Annotated in this window: 13 protein-coding genes and 1 riboswitch; of the genes, 1 reads left to right on the plus strand and 12 read right to left on the minus strand. The window is 43.4% G+C overall.

What is annotated here, in order from left to right:
• Nucleotides 1–42 precede the first annotated feature (42 nt).
• The 12 genes from DUL71_RS14575 to DUL71_RS14630 form a co-directional block, all read right to left on the minus strand.
• A complete protein-coding gene (locus tag DUL71_RS14575) occupies nucleotides 43–4,233 on the minus strand; it encodes a hybrid sensor histidine kinase/response regulator transcription factor (protein ID WP_114938803.1) in 4,191 nt (1,396 codons plus the stop codon).
• Nucleotides 4,234–4,431: 198 nt separating this feature from the next.
• Complete coding sequence (locus DUL71_RS32680; RefSeq protein WP_279629792.1) at nucleotides 4,432–4,557, minus strand: hypothetical protein; 126 nt, start codon at nucleotides 4,555–4,557, stop codon at nucleotides 4,432–4,434.
• A gap of 39 nt (nucleotides 4,558–4,596) precedes the next feature.
• Complete coding sequence (idi, locus tag DUL71_RS14580) at nucleotides 4,597–5,139, minus strand: isopentenyl-diphosphate Delta-isomerase (protein WP_244228757.1); 543 nt, start codon at nucleotides 5,137–5,139, stop codon at nucleotides 4,597–4,599.
• A 79-nt stretch (nucleotides 5,140–5,218) separates the two neighbouring features.
• A complete protein-coding gene (locus tag DUL71_RS14585) occupies nucleotides 5,219–6,163 on the minus strand; it encodes a bestrophin family protein (protein WP_208645562.1) in 945 nt (314 codons plus the stop codon).
• Between the two features lie 64 nt (nucleotides 6,164–6,227).
• Nucleotides 6,228–7,664: a SusD/RagB family nutrient-binding outer membrane lipoprotein gene (locus tag DUL71_RS14590; protein WP_114938805.1), complete on the minus strand. Its 1,437-nt coding sequence runs from the start codon at nucleotides 7,662–7,664 to the stop codon at nucleotides 6,228–6,230.
• A gap of 6 nt (nucleotides 7,665–7,670) precedes the next feature.
• Nucleotides 7,671–10,850, minus strand: a complete 3,180-nt coding sequence (locus DUL71_RS14595; protein WP_114938806.1) for a SusC/RagA family TonB-linked outer membrane protein — start codon at nucleotides 10,848–10,850, stop codon at nucleotides 7,671–7,673.
• Between the two features lie 369 nt (nucleotides 10,851–11,219).
• A complete protein-coding gene (locus tag DUL71_RS14605) occupies nucleotides 11,220–11,786 on the minus strand; it encodes a TlpA disulfide reductase family protein (RefSeq protein WP_114938808.1) in 567 nt (188 codons plus the stop codon).
• A gap of 109 nt (nucleotides 11,787–11,895) precedes the next feature.
• Nucleotides 11,896–12,009: riboswitch (SAM riboswitch) on the minus strand.
• A gap of 338 nt (nucleotides 12,010–12,347) precedes the next feature.
• The gene (locus DUL71_RS14610; protein WP_114938809.1) at nucleotides 12,348–13,124 is read right to left on the minus strand and encodes an isocitrate lyase/PEP mutase family protein; all 777 of its coding nucleotides are present in this window, start codon (nucleotides 13,122–13,124) and stop codon (nucleotides 12,348–12,350) included.
• A gap of 183 nt (nucleotides 13,125–13,307) precedes the next feature.
• Nucleotides 13,308–13,688 (minus strand): YybH family protein, encoded by a 381-nt coding sequence (locus tag DUL71_RS14615; RefSeq protein ID WP_114938810.1) that lies wholly within the window; start codon nucleotides 13,686–13,688, stop codon nucleotides 13,308–13,310.
• A 71-nt stretch (nucleotides 13,689–13,759) separates the two neighbouring features.
• On the minus strand, nucleotides 13,760–14,575 hold the full coding sequence (locus DUL71_RS14620; RefSeq protein WP_161964443.1) for a helix-turn-helix domain-containing protein: 816 nt from the start codon (nucleotides 14,573–14,575) through the stop codon (nucleotides 13,760–13,762).
• A gap of 136 nt (nucleotides 14,576–14,711) precedes the next feature.
• Nucleotides 14,712–16,259 carry a RagB/SusD family nutrient uptake outer membrane protein gene (locus DUL71_RS14625; RefSeq protein ID WP_114938812.1) on the minus strand — a complete coding sequence of 516 codons (1,548 nt, stop codon included), beginning with the start codon at nucleotides 16,257–16,259 and terminating at the stop codon, nucleotides 14,712–14,714.
• 24 nt (nucleotides 16,260–16,283) lie between these two features.
• Nucleotides 16,284–19,367, minus strand: a complete 3,084-nt coding sequence (locus DUL71_RS14630) for a SusC/RagA family TonB-linked outer membrane protein (protein WP_208645563.1) — start codon at nucleotides 19,365–19,367, stop codon at nucleotides 16,284–16,286.
• Nucleotides 19,368–19,914: 547 nt separating this feature from the next.
• Between DUL71_RS14630 and DUL71_RS14635 the strand changes: the two genes are divergently transcribed.
• Complete coding sequence (locus DUL71_RS14635; protein WP_114938814.1) at nucleotides 19,915–20,730, plus strand: phytanoyl-CoA dioxygenase family protein; 816 nt, start codon at nucleotides 19,915–19,917, stop codon at nucleotides 20,728–20,730.
• Nucleotides 20,731–20,757 lie beyond the last annotated feature (27 nt).

Raw genomic sequence — 20,757 nt, forward strand, 5'->3', positions numbered from 1 at the left:
GAAGTGAAGACCGGGAGGAGTAAACAATTATATAATGCCTGGTCAATTTTCCCTGATCACGTCACGGTTTACGTTGTAGTTGTTATGAAAGGGTTTACGATATTTCTTGATATAGTCGGATGGGTTTATGCCGAATAGTTTATTGAATTGCTCCCTGAAATATTTCAAATCATTTAGACCAACCTTATACGCAGTTTCGTAAACCGTACTATCGGTGGTAAGCAAAATCTCCGCTGCCTTACGTAAGCGGATAAAACGGATGAAGCTGTTTGCTGATTGCCCCGAGATTGATTTGATGCGTTTGTATAAATTGGAGTGGCTCATGCCTATTTCGGCAGCCAGAGTTTTGATGCTGAAATCAGGATCGGTTAAGTGCTGCTCAACTATCTGCAAGCATTTTTCCAGAAACTCCTTATACTCCTGCGAAATCTTCAGGTCGTTGGACTTATTAAGCGTTATCTCATTATAAAAATACTTCTGCAGGTTGTTCCGGCTTTTCAGGATACCATTCACCCTCGCTACCAGTATCTCCTTTTCAAACGGCTTGCTGATGTAATCATCGGCACCGCCTTCTATACCTTTAAGCTTTATTTCGGGCGATGAACTGGCGGTAAGCAATATAACCGGGATATGGTTCAAAACAGCATCTTCCTTAATGCGGCTGCACACCTCAATACCGCTTAATCCCTGCATCATTACATCGCTTATCACAATATCAGGCACCAGGTGGTAAACCAATTCCAGACCATCTGTACCGTTATCTGCCTCAAAAATCTCAAATTCGCCGCTAAAAATCTGTTTAAGATAAGTCCTGATCTGCTGGTTATCATCAATAAGCAGCATAGTTTTAGTATCGGAACTTAAAGCCTCGGAGTTTTTTGCTGCTACTACCGTATTTTCTGTCTCAACCGTAACCAGTTCCCCTTTGTTTTCCATCAGCTCATCCAGGAACACCGAAGTTTCGGCAATGTCCTCAAAAATAAACTGCTGACCAAAGTGCTCCTTCCCTTTTAATAAGGACACGTGGAATGTTGTGCCCTGGTCTTGTTTGCTGGTATAAGTAATGGATCCTTTATGATGTTCAATAAACGCCTTAACCAGGTAAAGCCCAATACCAAAACCACCGGCCAAAGGCGCCGAGTTTTGAAGCTGATAAAACTTACCGAACAGCTCATCGCCTGTCCCTTCGGCAATACCACAGCCGCTGTCTTTAATATCGATAGTAATACCATTGCCGGTATCATTTATGGTGCAAGTTACCAAGCCAAAATCCGGCGTAAATTTCAGCGCGTTCGAGATCAGGTTAAACAACGCGATCTCCATCTTTTCCCTGTCGGCATAAATCTCTATCGTATCCTTTTCGCTTATAAAATCAAACTGGATATGCTTGGTACGCGCCTGGTGGTTGAAACACAAAAACACCTCGTGGCACAGCGATACTATGTTAAGCCGTACAATTTTCAGCTTATCGGTATCGCTTTCGGCCTTTCTGAACAGCAGTAACTGATCAACAAGGCTTAGCAAGCGGCGCGCATTTTTGTAAATGATGTGCAGGTTACCTGCATCATCAGTAGCTTCGCTTTTACCAAACAGCATGTCCTTTACCGGGTTAATGATAAGCGTTAAAGGCGTGCGGAACTCATGCGATATATTGGTAAAAAACGAAAGCTTACGCTCATTAAGTTCCTTATCCTTCTCGGCCGAAAGCTGGGCCACCTTAACTTCGTATTTAAGCCTGGTTTGACGGCTTTTGTATAAGATGTAGTAATAGGTAACAAATCCGGCAGCGGCAATGTAAATTAAATAAGCCCACCAGGTTTTATACCACGGCGGCAGAATTTTAACCTGCAACGTAGCATAATTATCAAACCATAAGCCGTCCTGGTTGGATGCTTTTACCCTGAACGTGTAAACGCCGGGCTCAAGATAACGGTAGGTAGCCAGGCGCTGATCACCAACGTAGTTCCAGGTTTTATCCAAACCGTCCAGTTTATAGGCAAAACCGCCCTTATCCGGGTAAGTATAATTCAATGAAGCATATTGAATGGAAAATACCGATTGATCAGGCCCCAGGGTAATCTGCTGGGTTTCGTTAATGGCCTGGGTTAACACGGTGCGGTTTTTATCCTGCTCACCAACCTCAACCTGCTTGCCAAATATCTGGAGCCCGGTTATAATAACTTTAGGCTGATAATTGCTTTTGTTCACCTTTCCGGGATCAAAGAAATTTAGCCCTTCCGTTCCGCCGAAATATACGAGGCTGTTATCGGCATCAAACAAAACAGAGCCAGCGTTAAACTGCCCGGCCTGTAAACCATCGGACTGGTCGTAATTTAGGATTTTCCCGGTTGCCGGGTTTAAATTTGACAAGCCTTTGTTGGTGCTCATCCACAAAGTACCGTCGGCCACTTCTTTAAAGGCAGAAACTGTATTATTTGCGAGGCCGTTTGTTTCGTTAAACTTTTTAAACACCTTTTTTTTCAGATCGTAAGCTATCAGCCCATCGCCCTCGGTAGCTATCCACAAGCGATGCTGTTTATCTACGTAAAGCGAAAATATCACTTGTCCCGGCAGGTTATTCTTTTCATCGGCTGGCTTAAAATACCTGCTGAATTTTTTTTGCCTGATGTCATAAAAATCCAGGCCCCCGCCGTAAGTACCAATCCATAGGTTGCCTTGTTCATCTTCGGTAATGGCCCGCACATCATAGGCTGTCAAACCGCTGTTTGCCGGGGTAAAATTGCTGAAGGTTTTACTAACCGGATCAAACAAGCTTAAACCACCGCCGTTTGTGCCAATCCAGATATTTTTACGGCTATCCTGATAAATAACCCTTACATCGTTACCCCCAAGGCTTTTGCTGTCGCTTGCGTTATGGGTGTATGAGGTAAACGAGTCTGTATTTTTGTTGTAAAGCAGTAAGCCTTTAGCATAAGTGCCAAACCAAACATTTCCGTTGCTATCGGTATAACCATATAAAATGGCATTATCTGTAATGCTGCCTGCCCGTCCATCGGCTTTGTATTGTTTGATAAGCGTGCCGTTTCTGCTCGTTTTAAAAAGGCCTTCTCCGTCGGTTCCGAGCCATAAAAAGCCATCGCGGTCCTGGCACATCCCATAAAACCTTATCGGGCTTTCGCCGCTAGCTTCGTATTTCTTTTTGGTGATCAGCGAAAATTTTTCTTTAATACTACTGATCATGTAAATACCATCGCCATAGGTACCTACCCAAACGTTTTTATCCTTATCAATAAACAGTGTTTGCACCGAGCGCTGGGTAAGATAAAAACCATCATCGCCGGTTACAGGTTGTAAAAAGTAATTGGCTGTGTTAAAATTTGGATTTGAGCCTATATTGAGTTTAAAAAGCCCCCCATCCTGCAGGCCAACAAGCAACTGGTTATCATTATCTTCATTAACTGATATATACCTTTTACTTTTAACACCGGCCTGATTGGCCTGCAACAAGGTAAACTTGTTGGCCTCGCGGTTATAATAAATAAGGCCACTACCAGTAGCTATCCAGATGTTATGAAAATGGTCTTCAAAAATATCATTGATCCGTGTAGTGGGGAGGTTAGCAATTTGAGGTGTTAAGCCATCACTTTTGCTGATCACTCCGCCTTTATGCCTGAATATGTTAATATTACCCTCCTGTGTTCCTGCCCATAACAAACCTTTCGAATCTTCAAACAAACAAATTACACGATTACTTGCTAAGCGGGGCAAGTTGATCTGAGTATAATTAATGAAGCTGGCGGTTTTGATATCAAAGTAAGAAAAGCCCAGGTTGTACGACGTGATCCACAGGTTACCGTCATGACTTTGGGTGATATTACCGATATCACTCTTTACCGCTCTGCTAAGCTTCAATTTATAGTGCACAAACTTTTCGGTGCGGGTATCCAGTTTGCTTAAGCCGTTACGTGATGAAGCCCAGATATTACCATGCACATCGCACAAAACTTTTTGTACATAATTACTGGCCAGGGCGGTTGAATCGCCTGCGCGTGATTTAAAAACCTTAAAGGTTGTACCATCAAAACGGTTAAGCCCATCGTTGGTGGCAAACCACATAAAACCCTTATCATCCTGCGTAATACTGTTTACAATGCCAAAAGAAAGACCATTTTTTAAAGAATAGTTGAGGATCTTGTTTTTGATAGGTGACTGGGCAAAAGCCGAAGAAATGATCAAAAAAAGAACAGTACAGAATAAGGATCCCTTTTTCATGAACGCGTTGCAGGCTGTAATTACACAAATAATTGGCAGTTTAAAGCTACTTAATTAATTGTTGAAAATACAACAATATTACCAACATGTAAAATACCCGTTACAAAAAAAGATTAGTTTATCTTGGTTTTAAGAAGATTTGGGTGTTGGCCAATGCCCACTGTCCAGGGTAGTACCTACGGCGCAAAAAAGCCGCGGCTATGCTTTTTCTACAAACAGGTAGCGCCTACGGCGCATATCTTCAAAAGATGCGTGTTCGTTTACAGGCAGGATTATTTTGCGTGATATACCTTTATCTACAAACAGGTAGCGACTGCGGCGCATATCTTCAAAAGGTATGTATATGGTAGCTTACAATCCGGATTATTGTGCGTTGGACACCGTTAGCTGCTTATAATGTGCCATAACCTCATCAAAACAGATTGCCAGCCACCGGGTATAATCGCCGGGGTTATTTTTGAGTTCGGTTGCCAGCCGGGCCATGGTTATGTATTTAAATGAAGATACCTCGTCGGGGTTGGGCATCGGCAATTCATCAGTAACCCCGAAGAAAACATGATCATACTCGTTTTCAATAATATCATCCTGAATGGTGGTGCAGTATACAAACGAGAAAACAAAGCTTAGTTCACTGGTCATCCCCATCTCTTCCTGCAACCTTCTGTGTGCCGCCGCAATATTAGTTTCGCCGGGTTTTGGGTGACTGCAGCATGTATTTGTCCATTTGCCGCCCGAGTGATATTTACCATCGGCACGCTTTTGTATTAACAGCTCGCCTTTTTTATTGAATATAAAAACAGAAAACGCACGGTGCAGCCTGCCCTGAATATGCGCCTCCATTTTCTCCATAGTACCTGTTTCCTGATCATCGCGATCAACCAAAATCACAGTTTCTTCTATTTTCACTCGCTATTATTTGATGTTGCTTTACTTACGAGAAACGTTTATCTCCGGCTTTTTGTTATTTTATTTTTGTTAGATGGCTTTAGTCGATGATTCTTTGTTCAACTTCCTTATTATCCGGTAGTGGTTGCCCGGCTATTTCAAGCAATGTGGTTTCTATCATCCGGCACATGGCATTTAAGGCAAGGTCGTTAGCCTCCGTTCCGAAAGGTTCTTCAATTTCATCGGCAATGGCTTCAAACGCCACAAAGGTATAAGCTATAAACACCACTATCAGCGGTGTAAGCCAGCCCAGGCTATCAACCAGACCAAAGGGTAGCATAAAACAGTACAAGTAAACCGTACGGTGCAGCAATACCCTGTAACTGTACGGAATAGGCGTTGAAGCTATCCGTTCGCAACCGCCAACAATGTCTGACAGCTTATTGAAACTTTCCTCAAATGAAACCTGTATAATGGAGTCGATTTTCTCTTCTGCTTTAACTGTACGCACCCAGTTAGCCATTTCACTCAATACCATAATAGGTTTATATTTAGTTTGGCCTATCCGCAAAGCCAATTCGGCAGGTAACATTCGTTCAAGATCAGCTTTGGCATCCGTACCGCGTAACTGATGTTTAAGGCTGTATGTTAAAGCGATGAGCAATTTAACAAAGGCCTGCGGTTCACGGTCGGCAGTCTGATAACCAGTGGTTGAAAAAGCCTGTCTTGCAAGCGAACGAGTATCATTTAACAAAGCGCCCCATAATTTTCGGCCTTCCCAAAACCTGTCATAACTGGCGTTGTTTCGGAAACCTAAAAATAGGGCAAGTGCTAAACCAAATAAGGTAAACGGCGCGGGATTTAAAGGTACCTTGAACGAAAACAGGGAACCGTGCAGATATACAATAATTACCGATAATACTAACAACAAACCCAGGCGGGGCAACAATCGGGGTAGTACAGAACCATGCCAGATAAACAGCATCCTGAACCAATGCTCTTTCTTCCTGATAATCATGCTGCAAATTTCAGCTTTATTTTCCATAAAAAAACGGATTTCCTGTTGAGGAAACCCGTTTTTCAGTTTATTTAATAAAACTATGTTTTGTTTAGTTCACGTCAAACCAAAGCTTGGTGGTAAGTGCATCCGCTCCCTGCGCCGCAACTGCCGACTGGTAACTGGTTTTGTTCAGTGATTGCTCGGTTCCCGGATAGATAAACCTTACCGGTATTTTGCCATTCAGTGTGCCTGCCACTGCCGGTTGCAATTGCGGGTAATCAAGCCTGCGCCATTCGGTCCAGCCTTCCAGTCCCTGGCCAAACAGGGCTATCCATTTTTGCTCGCCAATTGATTTTTTATAGTTAGATGCATCGTATTTAACAGCAGCTTGTGCTACATAAGTGGCAATATCCGCAGAGGCAATACTGTATTGCGCCAATGCTGCTGTAACAGCCTGATTATATAAAGAAGCAGCATCTTCGGTAGTAAAACCACGGGCGGCTGCCTCTGCCCTGTCAAACAAACTTTCGGCATAACTTAAAATAACAGCCGGGGCATGCGGAGCGCGGAAATAAGTGCCCGGTTTTGAAGTTTTGGTAAAGCCATAGTTACTGGCATCCCCAACTAATAAACCATTTGGCAAACCAACATACGTTTGCGGTGTAGCATCCTGCGTTGGTGCAGCATAAATAGCTAAGCGCGGATCTTTGAGTGCAAACAGCTTATCAACTATTGTTTTGCTGATACGGTAGTCATCGCGGGTATCAAACAGGTTGCTCACCGGGTTTTGGTTAGGCGAATCCAGGTAAACCAACTGCGCGGTTTCAGCGTTCGAGCTGATGTAAGAGCCACCTTCGGCTTTAATATCATCCAGTACCTGTTTAGCTTTGGCAGGTTCCCTATCGGCAATGCGTAAAGCAATACGAAGCCTTAAAGAGTTGGCGAACTTTTTCCATGATGCAATATTATTGCTGTAGATCACATCGCCTGCTATGGCTTTGCCTGAAGGATCAAGTGCAGCCTGAGCAGCTTTCAGGTCATCCAGCAAAGCAAAATAAACATCTTTCTGAGCATCATAAGCGGGGGTAAGATACTGATCGATATTGGCTGCCTGTTTATAAGGAATATTGCCGTAAGCCTCGGTTAATAAACTGAATGTCCACGAGCGTAATATCAAGGCAACACCTTTATAGTTGGTATTACCCTGGGCATCGGCAAGTTTGATGATCTGGTTAAGGTTTACAATACTTTTAGCATAACCTGTACTCCAGAGTTCTTCAAACGCGCTGCTGGCATAAATATACCTGTCGGGATCAGTATATTGAATTTTAGACCAGTACTGCACAAAAAGCAAGCTGGCATCCATGTTGTTGGCTACGCCCCAATAGGTATCGGCCGTTGCTTTGGTAGCGGCGGTCAATAAGTAATCAGGCTGCGCTGTTTGCGAGCCGTTAGAGTTTTGGTTGATCTTTAACAGATCCTTTTTGCACGATGTTACCGATAATAAAACCGCGGCGGATAATATGCTGATATATTTAAGTTTCATGATGTTTTAGAATTTAAGGTTTACGTTAAAACCGATGTTACGCACTGTAGGCAGGGTAAGATCTTCCAATCCCTGGCCGTTGCCCGCGTTAAAGGCAGTTTCCGGATCGATATTCGGCGCGTTTTTATGGATGATCCACAGGTTACGCCCAACTACCGAAAATGTAGCGCCCTGGAAACCTATTTTATTAACCCATTTAGCCGGTAACGAATAACCCAGCTTTACTTCGCGAAGCTTGATGTATGAGGCATCGTAAACAAATGCTTCATCAATATTGGTAAAGCCTTTGTAGTAAGACTGTGCAGGGATGATAGTGGTATTTGGCGAACCATCAGCTTTTACACCTTTAAATATCATACCATCGTTATATACAGTAACTCCCGCCGGAGCTGCGCCGGTAACTTGTACCGCTGCTGCCGAAGTATTATTACCCGGATAGTAGTAGCTTAAACCACCGTTAGCAGCGCCACGGCCCGGCAAAGTTGAAGCCAGCACGCCGGTATAAGTTCCTGTACGGTTTGTGTTTGAGTAAATAGATCCGCCGAAACGCGCATCAACCAAAACGCTCAGGTTAATGCCTTTGTAACTAAAACTGTTATTGATGCTTCCTAACCAATTGGGGGTAAACTTACCCAGGTAACGTTTGGTTGTGTTAAATACCGGGGTACCGTTAGCATCAATTACGATATTGCCAGCGGCGTCACGCGTATAAGCAGTGCCGTAAAGCGCACCATAAGGCTGACCCAGGGCTGCTAAAACCTGTACTGTACGATCTGTACCCAACACTACGCTTTGCAAACGGCCATCAGCATCAAGTGAAGCTACCTTACTGCGGTTTAGCGAGTAATTGGTAGTTATATCCCAGGTAAAGCCATTTGATTTAATTGGCGTAATACCCAACTGAACTTCGATACCTTTGTTATTAAGACGGCCACCATTTATTACCTTTTGGCCAAAACCGGTTGATGAACTTACCTGTACAGTAAGGATCTGGTTAGTACTGTTGGTGTTGTAAGCACTTACGTCTAAATGCACCCTATCATGAAAAAAGCCCAATTCAAAACCGGCCTCTGCCGATGTGGTGGTTTCAGGCTTAAGATGATCATTCAAATCAATATTAGATATACTCTGTTGTGGATTTGAACCAAAAAGGTTTGAAGACGTATAAACATTAATTAATTGAAAAGGATCTGTCGCCTTACCTACTTTAGACCAACCACCTCTTAATTTAGCATAACTAAGTACATCGCTTTTGATTCCCAATGCTTCGGATAATATTAAGCTACCGTTTACCGATGGATAGAAATAAGACAGGGCATCTGCCGGTAAGCTTGACGACCAATCGTTACGGGTTGTAAAGTTTAAGAATGCATAATTCCTGAAACCAAGCTGGGCCGAGCCAAAATAGCTATAGGTTTTAAGCTTCCCATAATAGTTTGTCGAAACCAATGGGTCGCGGGAATTGCTTAGCGTGTACAGGCCTGCAACTGCAAGTTTCGGAGCCAACTGATCATTATTCTCGGTTGTTCTTACAGCAATGTTACCACCGCCAAACACATCAAGCGTAAAATCATTATTCAGCTTTTTGGTGTATTGTAACCTGGCTTCAGTATTATTTTCGTTCACACTGTAAGCATCTTCCTCATATGATCCAAATGGAGTACCGTTGGTACCGTAAGCCACTTTGATCTTACGGCGGTCATTATAATAATCTGTTCCGGTACGGAAGTTTGCAGACAGGCCGTCAATGATCTTATAATTCAATTCGATACTGCCTATCAGGTGGTTTTTATGCTGACCAACTGTGTTTTCATAAGCCAGCCAGTAGGGGTTGCTATAATAACTGTTGTTCCAGTTAAAGGTATTACCATTGGCATCTTTATAGTTTTTAAGCCTGTTGATATCAACCTGGCGGCCAAACCACGTAAACTGCAGCATGGTACTGGTTGCACGTTTTCCGTATGTGCCGGGGAGGTTATCCGCATCATCTTTGCTATAATCAACAATAGTATTTACGGTTAATTTAGGGTTGATACGGTAGCTTGAGTTCAAAGCGAACGAGTTGCGGCCTTGTGAAGTATTAGGAACAATACCAGTTTGATGCAGGTTATTGTATGATAACCTGAAATCGCTTTTATCGCTGCTGCTTGCTATCGCGATGCCATTATTCAAAGTAACACCTGTTTTAAAAAAGTCTTTTACGTTATCAGGATGGGCAACAAAAGGCACAGCCTGCCCATTTGAGTAAAACTGCGGAATCAGCGAGCCATCTAATGCAGGCCCCCAGCTTTCGTCAACACCATCGTTAACGCCGCCGCCTTTACCATCTACATAGCTGAATTTGCCATTTGAACCCTGCCCGTATTGGTTCTGATAATCGGGCAGGATCTGTACGTTTGAAAAACTGGTGTTCGAGTTTATGGTAACACCTAAGCCTTTTGCGCCCTTACCGGTTTTAGTCCTGATGAGGATAACGCCTGCTGCCGCGCGTGAACCGTAAAGCGCCGCCGCGTTAGGGCCTTTCAGCACGCTTACCGATTCGATATCTTCAGAGTTAAGATCAGAAATAGCATTGGCAAAATCCCTTGAGCCATTATTTCCTAAAAACTGGCTGTTATCAACTATAACACCGTCAACCACAAATAAGGGCTGGTTATTACCCGAGATAGAAGTTTCTCCACGGATAACAATACGCGACGAACCCATATCGCCCTGGCTGTTGGTAACCTGCACACCGGCAATTTTACCCGCCAGCGCGTTCACAAAGTTAGTTTCCTTAGCCTCAGAGATATCTTTCGATTTTAAACCCTGCACTGCATAACCCAATGATTTTTTATCTTTTGAGATATTGAGGGCCGTTATAACTACCTCATTGAGCGAGTTTGGCGCTTCAACCAAAACTATATTTAAAGTTGATGAACCTGTAACCGTAACGTCCTGGCTGGTAAAGCCTATGTAGCTAACCCGCAGTACATCGTTTACTTTGGCGTTGATGGTAAACTTACCGTCAACATTGGTTTGCGCTCCGGTTGTAGTGCCTTTAACTGATATGCTGACACCGGGCAGCGGCAGCCCATCTGACTTGGCGGTTACCACACCGCTTATTTTAACGGATTGCCCCGCAACCGTCTGGACGAGAATGAAAGGCAATAAAATTGCCAGAAATAGCTTGTAAATTTTTAACATGATAATTAATAATTGAGAATTAATTTTTTGATGTCTTTACCGGATACAAAAAGCATGGCTATCGCGTTAGCAGGCATAAATTGCCCAACTCATAACCTGTTATAACAGTAAAGAATTGATTAGGGGATGGCTATTATAAGCTACGGCAAGCTGCAGCAAGTCCGCATTTAAATACCATGCATGCTGTAAAGAATTAGCAGCAACAACGCATGCTTTGCATATATGGATAGATGGATTTGCAGGCCGATTGACTTACCGGGACGAAGGTGTTTTTGTGTAAGGGGGTAGTTTTTGTTTTCATAAAAACGGGTATTAAATAAGTACGGATAGATTCTCTTTTTTATGACCGGCAGGGCGGCCATCATTCATTTAGTTGATGGATGCTGTTTTGTTGTTCACCAAAGCGTCGACAGCTTTTAGCATGGATGCAAATTCCTGTTTGTCGTACAAGCGGGTGAGGTAAACTATTTTTCCGTCGCGGTCGATAACTACATTACGCGTGACGCCACTTTTTTTGTTGGCGAACCGTCCGAAGATCTCCGCACCGGGATCAAGGGCCAGCGGATAGCTGATGTTCATGGTTTGATGAAAGCCTTTCACTTTTTCAAGCGGTTCGTCGCGGTCAACCCCAATTAAAACCAGGCCTTTATCTTTGTAAGCCTGCCAGATCTCTTTTTCAAGATGAGGCATTTCTTCACGGCATACACTGCACCAGCTTGCTGTAAATTGCAGGATAACTACTTTACCACGCGATTGCTTTAATGATGTTTTAGTGCCATCGGTAAGCACAAGCTCAAAATCAGCCGGGGCGATATCGCCTGTTTTCACGATGTAACCACGATCAGTGTTCGGATCAACAGCCGCGTTTGTTTGCGCTGAGGCAAATAGCGCTGTTATGGAAAGCAGGCAGGTAATAAGTAAAAGTTTAATCTTCATTGCTAAACACTTTAAATTGTGATATCAACTCAGTAATATTTTTAGCAAGAAAACCGAAGAGAGAAAAGAATGGCGCTTATAGCCTGAAAATACAAGGCAATAGCTTATTACATTATCTTTTCCACCCCTATTTGGGCAGACAGGAATTAGCACCTTTATAACAGTGGGCTTACAGGTTGCTAAGACATCACAGGGCCTTTCCCTCAGTCTTTCTTGATAATAAAATTCTCAAAGAACCGATTTGATGGTGCAAATATATACATATTCTACTAAAACCATAGACTTTATATAATTATTGCAATAAAATGAATTAAACCGGGTAAAAATTGCAGCGCCAATATGCTTCGATAATACCATCTTTAAAGCAAAAGCGCCTCCATTTTATGGAAACGCATTTTTTATATTGATTGATCAATTCTTTATAAATAAAAAGTCCCTAACGCTCGCCGCCGGGACTTTTAACCTAAACTTATTTGTAGATTAAATCTACATCCACAATAACCCTAAGCTTTGCAAAAAGTTTGTTAACTCCTTACAACGTATGATTGGAATCTGGATGCCTCAATTAAACAGGCTCGCGAAACTGTTTTCGGAAATTATCTTTTCAACTTTGTTTTCCAGCTCCTGGTAAATAATGCTATTCAAAAAATTACCTGAACTGATCCGTTTTACTCCGGCACTCTGCAGCGCTTTAAAATCAGGTAGATTAGGCATACACATTACACTTACCGGAAGGCTGGATAAGGCTGTTATTTTTTCAATATCAACTATTTGCGTAATGCAAGGAAAAAACAAACCATGTACGCCTGTATCCTGGTAAAGTTTAGTACGTGTAAGGGCATCTTCAAGCGCGTTGGGCAAACCAAGCAAAAATGAATCTGAACGTAAGTTTATAAACACCTCCACGCCTGCTTTGGCCAGCAACCTGGTAACCTGTTTAAGTTTTGCGGCAAATTCATTCGCATCAACAATGCTGCGCTGACCGTTGATTACTATCGAATCTTCGATATTAATACCTGCCACACCAAGACTATGCAAGCGGATGATATTATCACTAATTTCCTCGGGCGTGTTACCATAGCCAGCTTCAAGATCAACCGATAATATGGCTGTTGCCGATGTAGCTATCCATTTGATCACAAAAAGATAATCGTCAAAACTCATTTCTTCGCCATCGGCAAAACCTAATGTAGCTGCAACGGCCGCGCTTGACGTGCCTATGGCTTTAAAATTCAGTTTATCATAAACCTGCGCGCTTTGCACATTCCATACGTTACCAATTTGCAAAAGTTCTGTATTATAATGCAGGGCTAAAAATTCTTTAAATCTGTTTTTCATTTTCTTATTTTTTATTGATGCTCAAAATTAGCCCGCTTGCTTTTCTGAAAATTGTATAAAACGGAACAAAATGAGGTGAAAGGTGAAAGGTGAAAGGTGAAAGGTGAAAGGTGAAAGGCGAAAGGTGAAAGGTGAAACAACAATGGCTGGGTAAACCCGGCCATTGTTGTTTCTGAATTTAGATCAGGCTACAAGGTTAGCTTCGGCTCCGAAAGCGTGATCAATGATGATTTTCCAGCTTCCATCGGGCTGTTGCTTCATAAGTTCTATGCCTTTTGCGGCAACCTGGGTTTTACCGTTGTCTGTAATACTCCACTCCGATCGGCCTACGGCTACATCGCCCGATTGTAGACAGTAAACGGTTTTAATTTCCATTACTCCCGGAACAGCGCAAATGCTTTTTACTGCTTCTACAAACTGGGACTGCCCTGATACTTCTTTTCCGGGTTCAGGGAAAATGATGCCGTTAGCATCATACACATTCATAATTACATCTAAATTTTTGGTGTTGAAAGCTGCGGCTAATACCGCGTGTACTTCCTGTGGTGTTTTTGCTGTTTTCATTGTGTTGTGTTTTTATTATCAGCAAAACTATGCGGCGTAAACAGCCCAAAATTGTATAAAACGGAAGTGTATTAACTACCTGCCAATACCTGGTTTATTGGCGATGCCTGCGCGGCAAAGGCATTTGGTGTAAGCCCCGTAAAAAGCTTAAACTCCTTGATAAAATGGGCCTGGTCAAAATAGCCGGCGCTGTATGCTACGTTAGTCAGCTTTTCTTCGGCGGAGTTTACGAGGTTAAGGCTATGCTGAAAGCGGTTTATTTTATAAAATAGTTTGGGAGGTATGCCAGTATACTGCGAAAAAAGGGTATTTAAATGCCGTGAAGAAATATTATGCCGGTTGGAAATAGACAGGATATTATCATCGCTGTAGCTCTTTTTAAGATTGCCTATGATGTCACCTATGAATTTGATCTTCGAGTGCTTTTTTTCAATTACAGATAAACGGCTCCAAAGGTAATCCTCAATCATGGCCACCTTGGCGTTCAGATCGGCAGTCTCCAGTAACCTTGAATAAAGCGTTTGCAATTTGGGGCCGAATACATGCCTGGCATCTACAATTTCATTATTGAATTCGGATACGCTTTCTTCAAAAAAATAAGCGGCCGAATGTGGGTAGAAACGGAAGCCCAACATGATATTTCGCCCTACCGATTGTATGGCCAGCGGCTTGGTGATCTGCCCCCAAAGTTCAACGGGAGGCGTGGTGTAAAATGTATCGTCTTTTTTTGATTTCCAGTTTCCGGCACCGAGATTAAAGATCACCTCCATGGTGCCGCTCGGAAACACGATATCATCATAGCTCCTGTCCGAATCCGATTCGTAAAAGTAGAAGCATTTGATATACGGCTGCAGCCTTTGGCCCGGAAGAATCTCTTTAAAAACCATTATCACAAATATAAGATACAGGCCAATCATCCGAATTGTAAAAAACGGAACATTCTTAAGCTTAAAGTCATAAAAAAGCCGCGTGATCTACAATGATCGCACGGCTGATTTATGATAGCATTTAGATGGGGATAAATCAATAACCCGGATTTTGAGTCAGTTTGCTGTTGATCTGGATCTCCCGGAAAGGAATAGCGTAAATCAACCTGTTCTGATCAATCAGGAAAGTAGATGGCAATAAAAATCCGTACAATGCTTTCAAACGCACACCCTTGGCTGTGATAGCATCAATAGCCTGACCATTTCGGATCAGATCTGTCCACCGGTGATTTTCAAATGCCAGCTCATGGCGCATTTCATTAGACACGTTAAGCTTGGTGGCCTGAGCAAGGGCAGGTAAACCGGCCCTTAACCTTACCTGGTTTAAATATGGTAAAGCCTCACCATTTTTATTCTCGGCAACTAAACACTCTGCCAAAAGCAATAATGCGCCCGAATAACGGTATATAGGCCAGTTATCATCAGTATTGTATTCAACCTGGTATGGCGGGTGCAGGTACTTTTTGATGAAATAGTAATAACCAAGACCAGCAGTTGGTTTATAATCAACAGGACTTTTAACGGCGGTTGTGGTCAACACCTCGTTATTTACCGTGCCTTCGGCCACAGCAATTGAGGCAGGTAACCTCAAATCACCTTTCTCGTATGAATCAACCATTTCCTGTGTTGGCACATTCCATCCGCCACTGGCAAGGCTACCACGCGCGTTGGTGCCATGCAAACCAAGTATGGCTTCGGTGTTGGTAGTTTTAGGAATAAATCGCCAGATAAAATCACTTTGCTGCCCATCATTCCCAGCCTTGTACTGTACTTCAAAAATTGATTCGGAATTGTTTTTGTTGGTGGGGTCGAACACATTGGCATAGTTAGGCAAAAGCGAGTAACTCATTTTGGTGATATCCAGTAACGCGGCTTCGGCCTTGGCATAATCAGGACTTGGTTTTGACATGTACGCATACCCTAATAGCATTTTAGCCGCACCCTGAGTAGCCCTACCCGATTGTGGGAATGTTTTAACAACAGGTAAAAGCGGTATGGCTTTGTTCAAGTCGGCTAAGATTTGGGTATAAACCTCATCCACCGAATTACGTGGTAAAAAGGCTCCGTTCACATCGGTTACTTCTTCTACCTGTAGCGGAACTCCGCCAAAATGCTGAACCAGGTCATAGTAATAAAAGGCGCGTAAAAACAGGGCTTCCCCTCCAATCTGGTCTTTATCAGTTTGTGCAAGAGATGATTTATCGAGCCTGGTCAAAATCGTGTTTAACTTAGCTATTCCTTCATAGTCATTTCCGTATCGGTTACCCGGCGAGTTTGGCGCCTGGCTTGAGGTAGAGTTATCTATAAACTCGGCATAAGCTTCGGCGCTGGTTGACGTTCCCCTATCGGCCGAATAGAATGTAAAGAAAGTATTATCCGAACGCATTTCGTCCATGTAAATACCCATAAAGGCCACGCCCCTAAGGTTTGTATATGCACCGGTAAGTGCCTGGTTAAACTGGTCGGCATTTTTAAAAAATGAAGCCGAACTAAGTGCGGTTTGCGGTACAAGGTCAAGCGTTCCCTTTTTGCAGGAGGCCATGCAAACCATTGCTGTTAGTAATATATAGGTTATCTTTTTCATTGTGTGTCTTATTAATGTTTGCAATTAAAAACCCGCGTTTAAACCCACGGAAAGGATCCGCGGAATGGGATATCCTGTAAAATCACGTCCCTGGTTCAGGCCGTTCAAACCTGCAAGCCCGGCTTCGGGGTTCATACCCGGATATTTGGTGAAAATAAAGGCATTTTGGGCACTCACGTAAGCACGCAGGTTTCTGAAATACTTGAGCTTTTTAACCGGAACAGTATACCCTAAGGTGATATTTTTTACAGCGAGGTAAGTAGCTTTAAAAACCTGACGACTGGTGAAATTACGGAAGTCTTCGGTGGTGCCTGTTCTGGTACGCGGGTAAATGCCATCACCAGGGTCTTCAGGCGATCTCCAACGGTTGGCCACACCTTTACGCACGTTAAATACGCCATCAAGGTTTTCGGTAGATTGGAAAGCATCGTCCGCGATATCGTTACCAACCGAACCGGCCATAACAATGCTCAGATCAACGTTTTTATAACTAAAGCTGTTGGTGATACCATAGGTAAATGTAGGGTTCGGGTTGCCGATAAAAGTGCGGTCGTAGCTGTCAATTTTCCCGTCGGGCTTACCATCCGGACCACTTACATCTTTAAAACGGGCAGTACCAACCATAGCAGTGGCATCGTGCGGTTGGGTATCAAACTCCTGCTGTGTCATGTACACGCCAGTGTTGATATAGCCGTAAAACAAACCTATCGGGTGACCAACGGCAGTCCGGTTATCGTCCCAGTATTCGCCGTAGCCGCCAATCGGCGCATCGTTAGTTCCTAACTTCTTCACCAAATTCCTGTCGAACGAGATATTGAAGCCGGTATTCCATTTAAAATCGCCAACCAGGTTTTTTGAATTGATGGTAAACTCATGTCCCCAGAAATCAAACCGGCCTATGTTTGATGTAATGGTTGAGAAACCCGATTGTACCGGGATATCGATGCCATACAACAAACCGTCGGTCTTCTTCCAATAATAGTCATAAGTAAAGGCTATACGGCTATTAAAAAGTTCCAAATCCAAACCGGCATCGTAACTAACAGTAGTTTCCCAGGTGAGGTTGTTGTTGCCTATACCGTTTAGCGCCTTGCCAGGTGTTACGCTGTTGCCAAAAACATAGTTGTTGCTGTTTACATTGGCCAAATAGCTGTAATCGCCAATGTTGTAGTTGCCCGTTTTACCAGCGCTCACCCTAAATTTCAGAAAGCTGATAGGTTTAATCTTCTTTAAGAAATCTTCTTCAGAAGCAACCCAGCCAACTGAGCCCGAAGGAAAATTACCGTATTTGGTGTTAGCCCCAAAACGCGATGAACCGTCACGCCTGAAGTTTAACGAGATCAGGTATTTACTGTCGAAGTTATAGTTCAATCGACCAAAAAGGGAAATTAATGCCGACTGGCTGGCATCCGCGTTGCCGATACGGGTAGTAGCAGCGTTTATCCATTGAATGTTATCATCCGGAAACTGGCTGGCAGCAATAGAGCTGTTCTCGGTAGAGTATTTTTGGTAACTGTAACCAGCCAGGAAATCAATATGATGTTTGTTAAATGCCTTCTGGTAGTTTAAGGTATTTTCGCTAAGCCAGGTTAAAAAATTGCTGGTATTGTAACTACCGCTTGCTGGTTGTGGTGGTGCGCTGCCTAAACCGCCCTGCGCTGTTGAAGGTGTAAACTGGCGGTTAACCGTATTATCGGTATTAACGTTGATGGTAGTTTTGAATTTAAGGCCATCTATCAATTTAACTTCAGCAAAACCATTAGCCAGTACCCTTGCAGCCTTTGTTTTATTGGTGATTTGCGTTAACACCAAATAATAGTTAGGATTTGGGAACATGCCCGGTTGCGAAAATGATACTGGGTAGCTGCCGTCGGCATTTTTATATTTAACCGTTGGATCCATTAAAAAGGCATTTTCAATGATATTACGACCGTTATCTAACCCAGGCACCACCTGGTTGTTACCATAAGATAACTCCAGATTGACACCGAGTGTAAGCCTGTCCGAAGCGTTGTAGATATTGTTTGACCTTGCCGTAAAGCGCTCATCATATGAGTTGAGCATTACACCTTCTTGCTTGTTATAGTTTAAGTTTACCGCTGTTTTCAAATCTTTGGTGCCCGAACTGAAAGCGAGGTTATAATTTTGCGATACCGCGTTGCGCAACAGCACATCAAACCAGTTGGTACCTGCATTGCCCGCGTATTGCTCGGGGTTTTGATATACAGATGGCACGCCGCCGGTATAACCTTCGTAGCGGGCTTTATCTTCATAAAACTCCTTTTTGAATTGAGCGAATTCCTGCGCGTTCATCAAATCAGGTTTACCACGATCTGGTACCGATTGTACGCCGGTGTAAGCGCTGAAATCAAGCGTTTTAATACCGGCTTTACCCTGCTTGGTTGTTACCAAAACAACGCCGTTAGCAGCACGTGAGCCATATAGCGACGAAGCGGAAGCATCTTTCAAAACGGAGATAGATTCGATCTCATCGGGGCTTAAAGTTTGCAAGCCGCTTTGCGACGGGAAACCATCGATAACTATAAGCGGGTTGTTACCGGCATTGATAGATGCCGCCCCCCTGATCCTGAAGGTCATCTCAGCGCCTGGCGTTCCGGAATTTTGGTTGATCTGTACACCGGCCAGTTTGCCCTGCAACTTTTGCCCGATATTGGCTACCGGCATATCCTTTACCTCTTTTGTATTGATCGAGCTAACAGCGCCGGTAATTTCGCGCCGGGCCTGGGTACCGTAGCTCACTACAACAACTTCCTTTAGTCCTTGCGAAATGGACGCCATGCGTACATCTAAAACAGCACCAGCCGGAACGGTTAATTGCTGCTCTTTATAGCCGATATACCTAAATATCAATACGCCGCCTACCGGGGCGTTGATCCTGAATTTTCCATTAACATCGGTTTGCGCGCCGGTTGAGGTGCCTTTTAACATAACAGAAACGCCCACTACCGGCTCGGAGCTGAGAGAATCTTTTACAGTACCGGTTACTGCTACCTGCGCACCGGCATTGAACGGAAGGTACATCAGCAGACCGATGATGACTGCCAGCATGTGCTTCCATGGGTCAAAAAGTAGAATTTTTCTTTTCATAAAATTTACATGAATTGGTTAATGATGGATGGAATAAGGCATAGCATAGCCAGGCCAGTTTGAATTAGCTTTTTTTTGCCTTAAGCAATTGTTATTTAATGCTTCAGGACTTTGTGATTAATAAAAACAGGAGCCGGTAAGCCGCTACGGACTTTGCGATTGGGTGAAGACTTTGGGTATAAAACGTTTTACCAAACAAACGAAAATCCGCTTATCTGCAACAGTTTGTACCCGGTCAATAATGTTTACTTTCATAGAGCAGGGTGGTTAAAGATGATGGCAACCACTTACAGAACCGGCATCAAAATCCGTATCTGGCTGGTTGGCTTATAATTGTAACATCAAAAGTATTTCATAGATCAAAAATCGAAATACACATTCCGCACTTTAATTTGTACTTTTTGATATTTCTTACTGGTATTTTTTGGCAGGCCGAAAAGTAAAAGCGATATATCAAAAAGTACAAAAAATAGAGGCTCTTGTGCTAACTGTCAAATTTTCATTTGAAATACTTTTGAAACCGTAAACCATAAAATACAAGACCTAAATGAAAAATGAGCTTTCGCAACAACAGGTTGCGCAATACCGCCATGACGGTTTCCTGGTGATAGAAGATTTTTTAAGTACCGATGAACTTGCCCTTTGGCGGGAGGCATTGGACGCCGCCGTTGCCAAAAGAAACGGCAATAAAATGCCCGACAGAAAAGAAGTATACGGCAAAGGCGACGATGCCGATAAAGCCTATTATGATAATGTATTTGATCAGCTGATAAACCTGTGGCAGGATAACGAAGGCATAAAACAGATCATGCTTGATGAGCGCCTTGGTAAAATGGCCGCCCAACTGGCCGATGTTGATGGTATCAGGATCTGGCATGATCAGGCCCTGATCAAAAAGCCATGGGCCAACCCGACATCGTGGCATTTGGATACCCCCTACTGGTCATTCAGCGACCGGCGGGCTTTATCTATCTGGGTAGCTTTGGATGATGCTACTTACGAAAACGGTTGCCTGTTCTTCATTCCAGGCTCTTATCATCAAACTACATTTGAAAACCCGGGCATAGGCAAAAACATGGGCGCTATTTTCACCACCTACCCGGAGTTTAAAGGAAGTAAATCTGTAGCCGCGCCCATTAAAGCGGGCAGCTGCTCGTTTCATAACGGTCTTACCATACACGGCGCGCACGCTAATATGACACCCGGATACCGGCGCGCCATGACCTGCGCCTACATGCCCGACGGTAATACCTACAACGGCATACAAAATATTATAAGCGATGCGGATGTCGCCAACATAAAGGTTGGTGACCTGTTAAATAACGACAGGCTCAACCCTTTGATATATAGCCGTACAAAGTAACTTAGCCAATTAAAGCCACATATCCAG

The sequence above is a fragment of the Mucilaginibacter endophyticus genome (assembly GCF_003351025.1).
Classification (GTDB): Bacteria; Bacteroidota; Bacteroidia; order Sphingobacteriales; family Sphingobacteriaceae; genus Mucilaginibacter; species Mucilaginibacter endophyticus.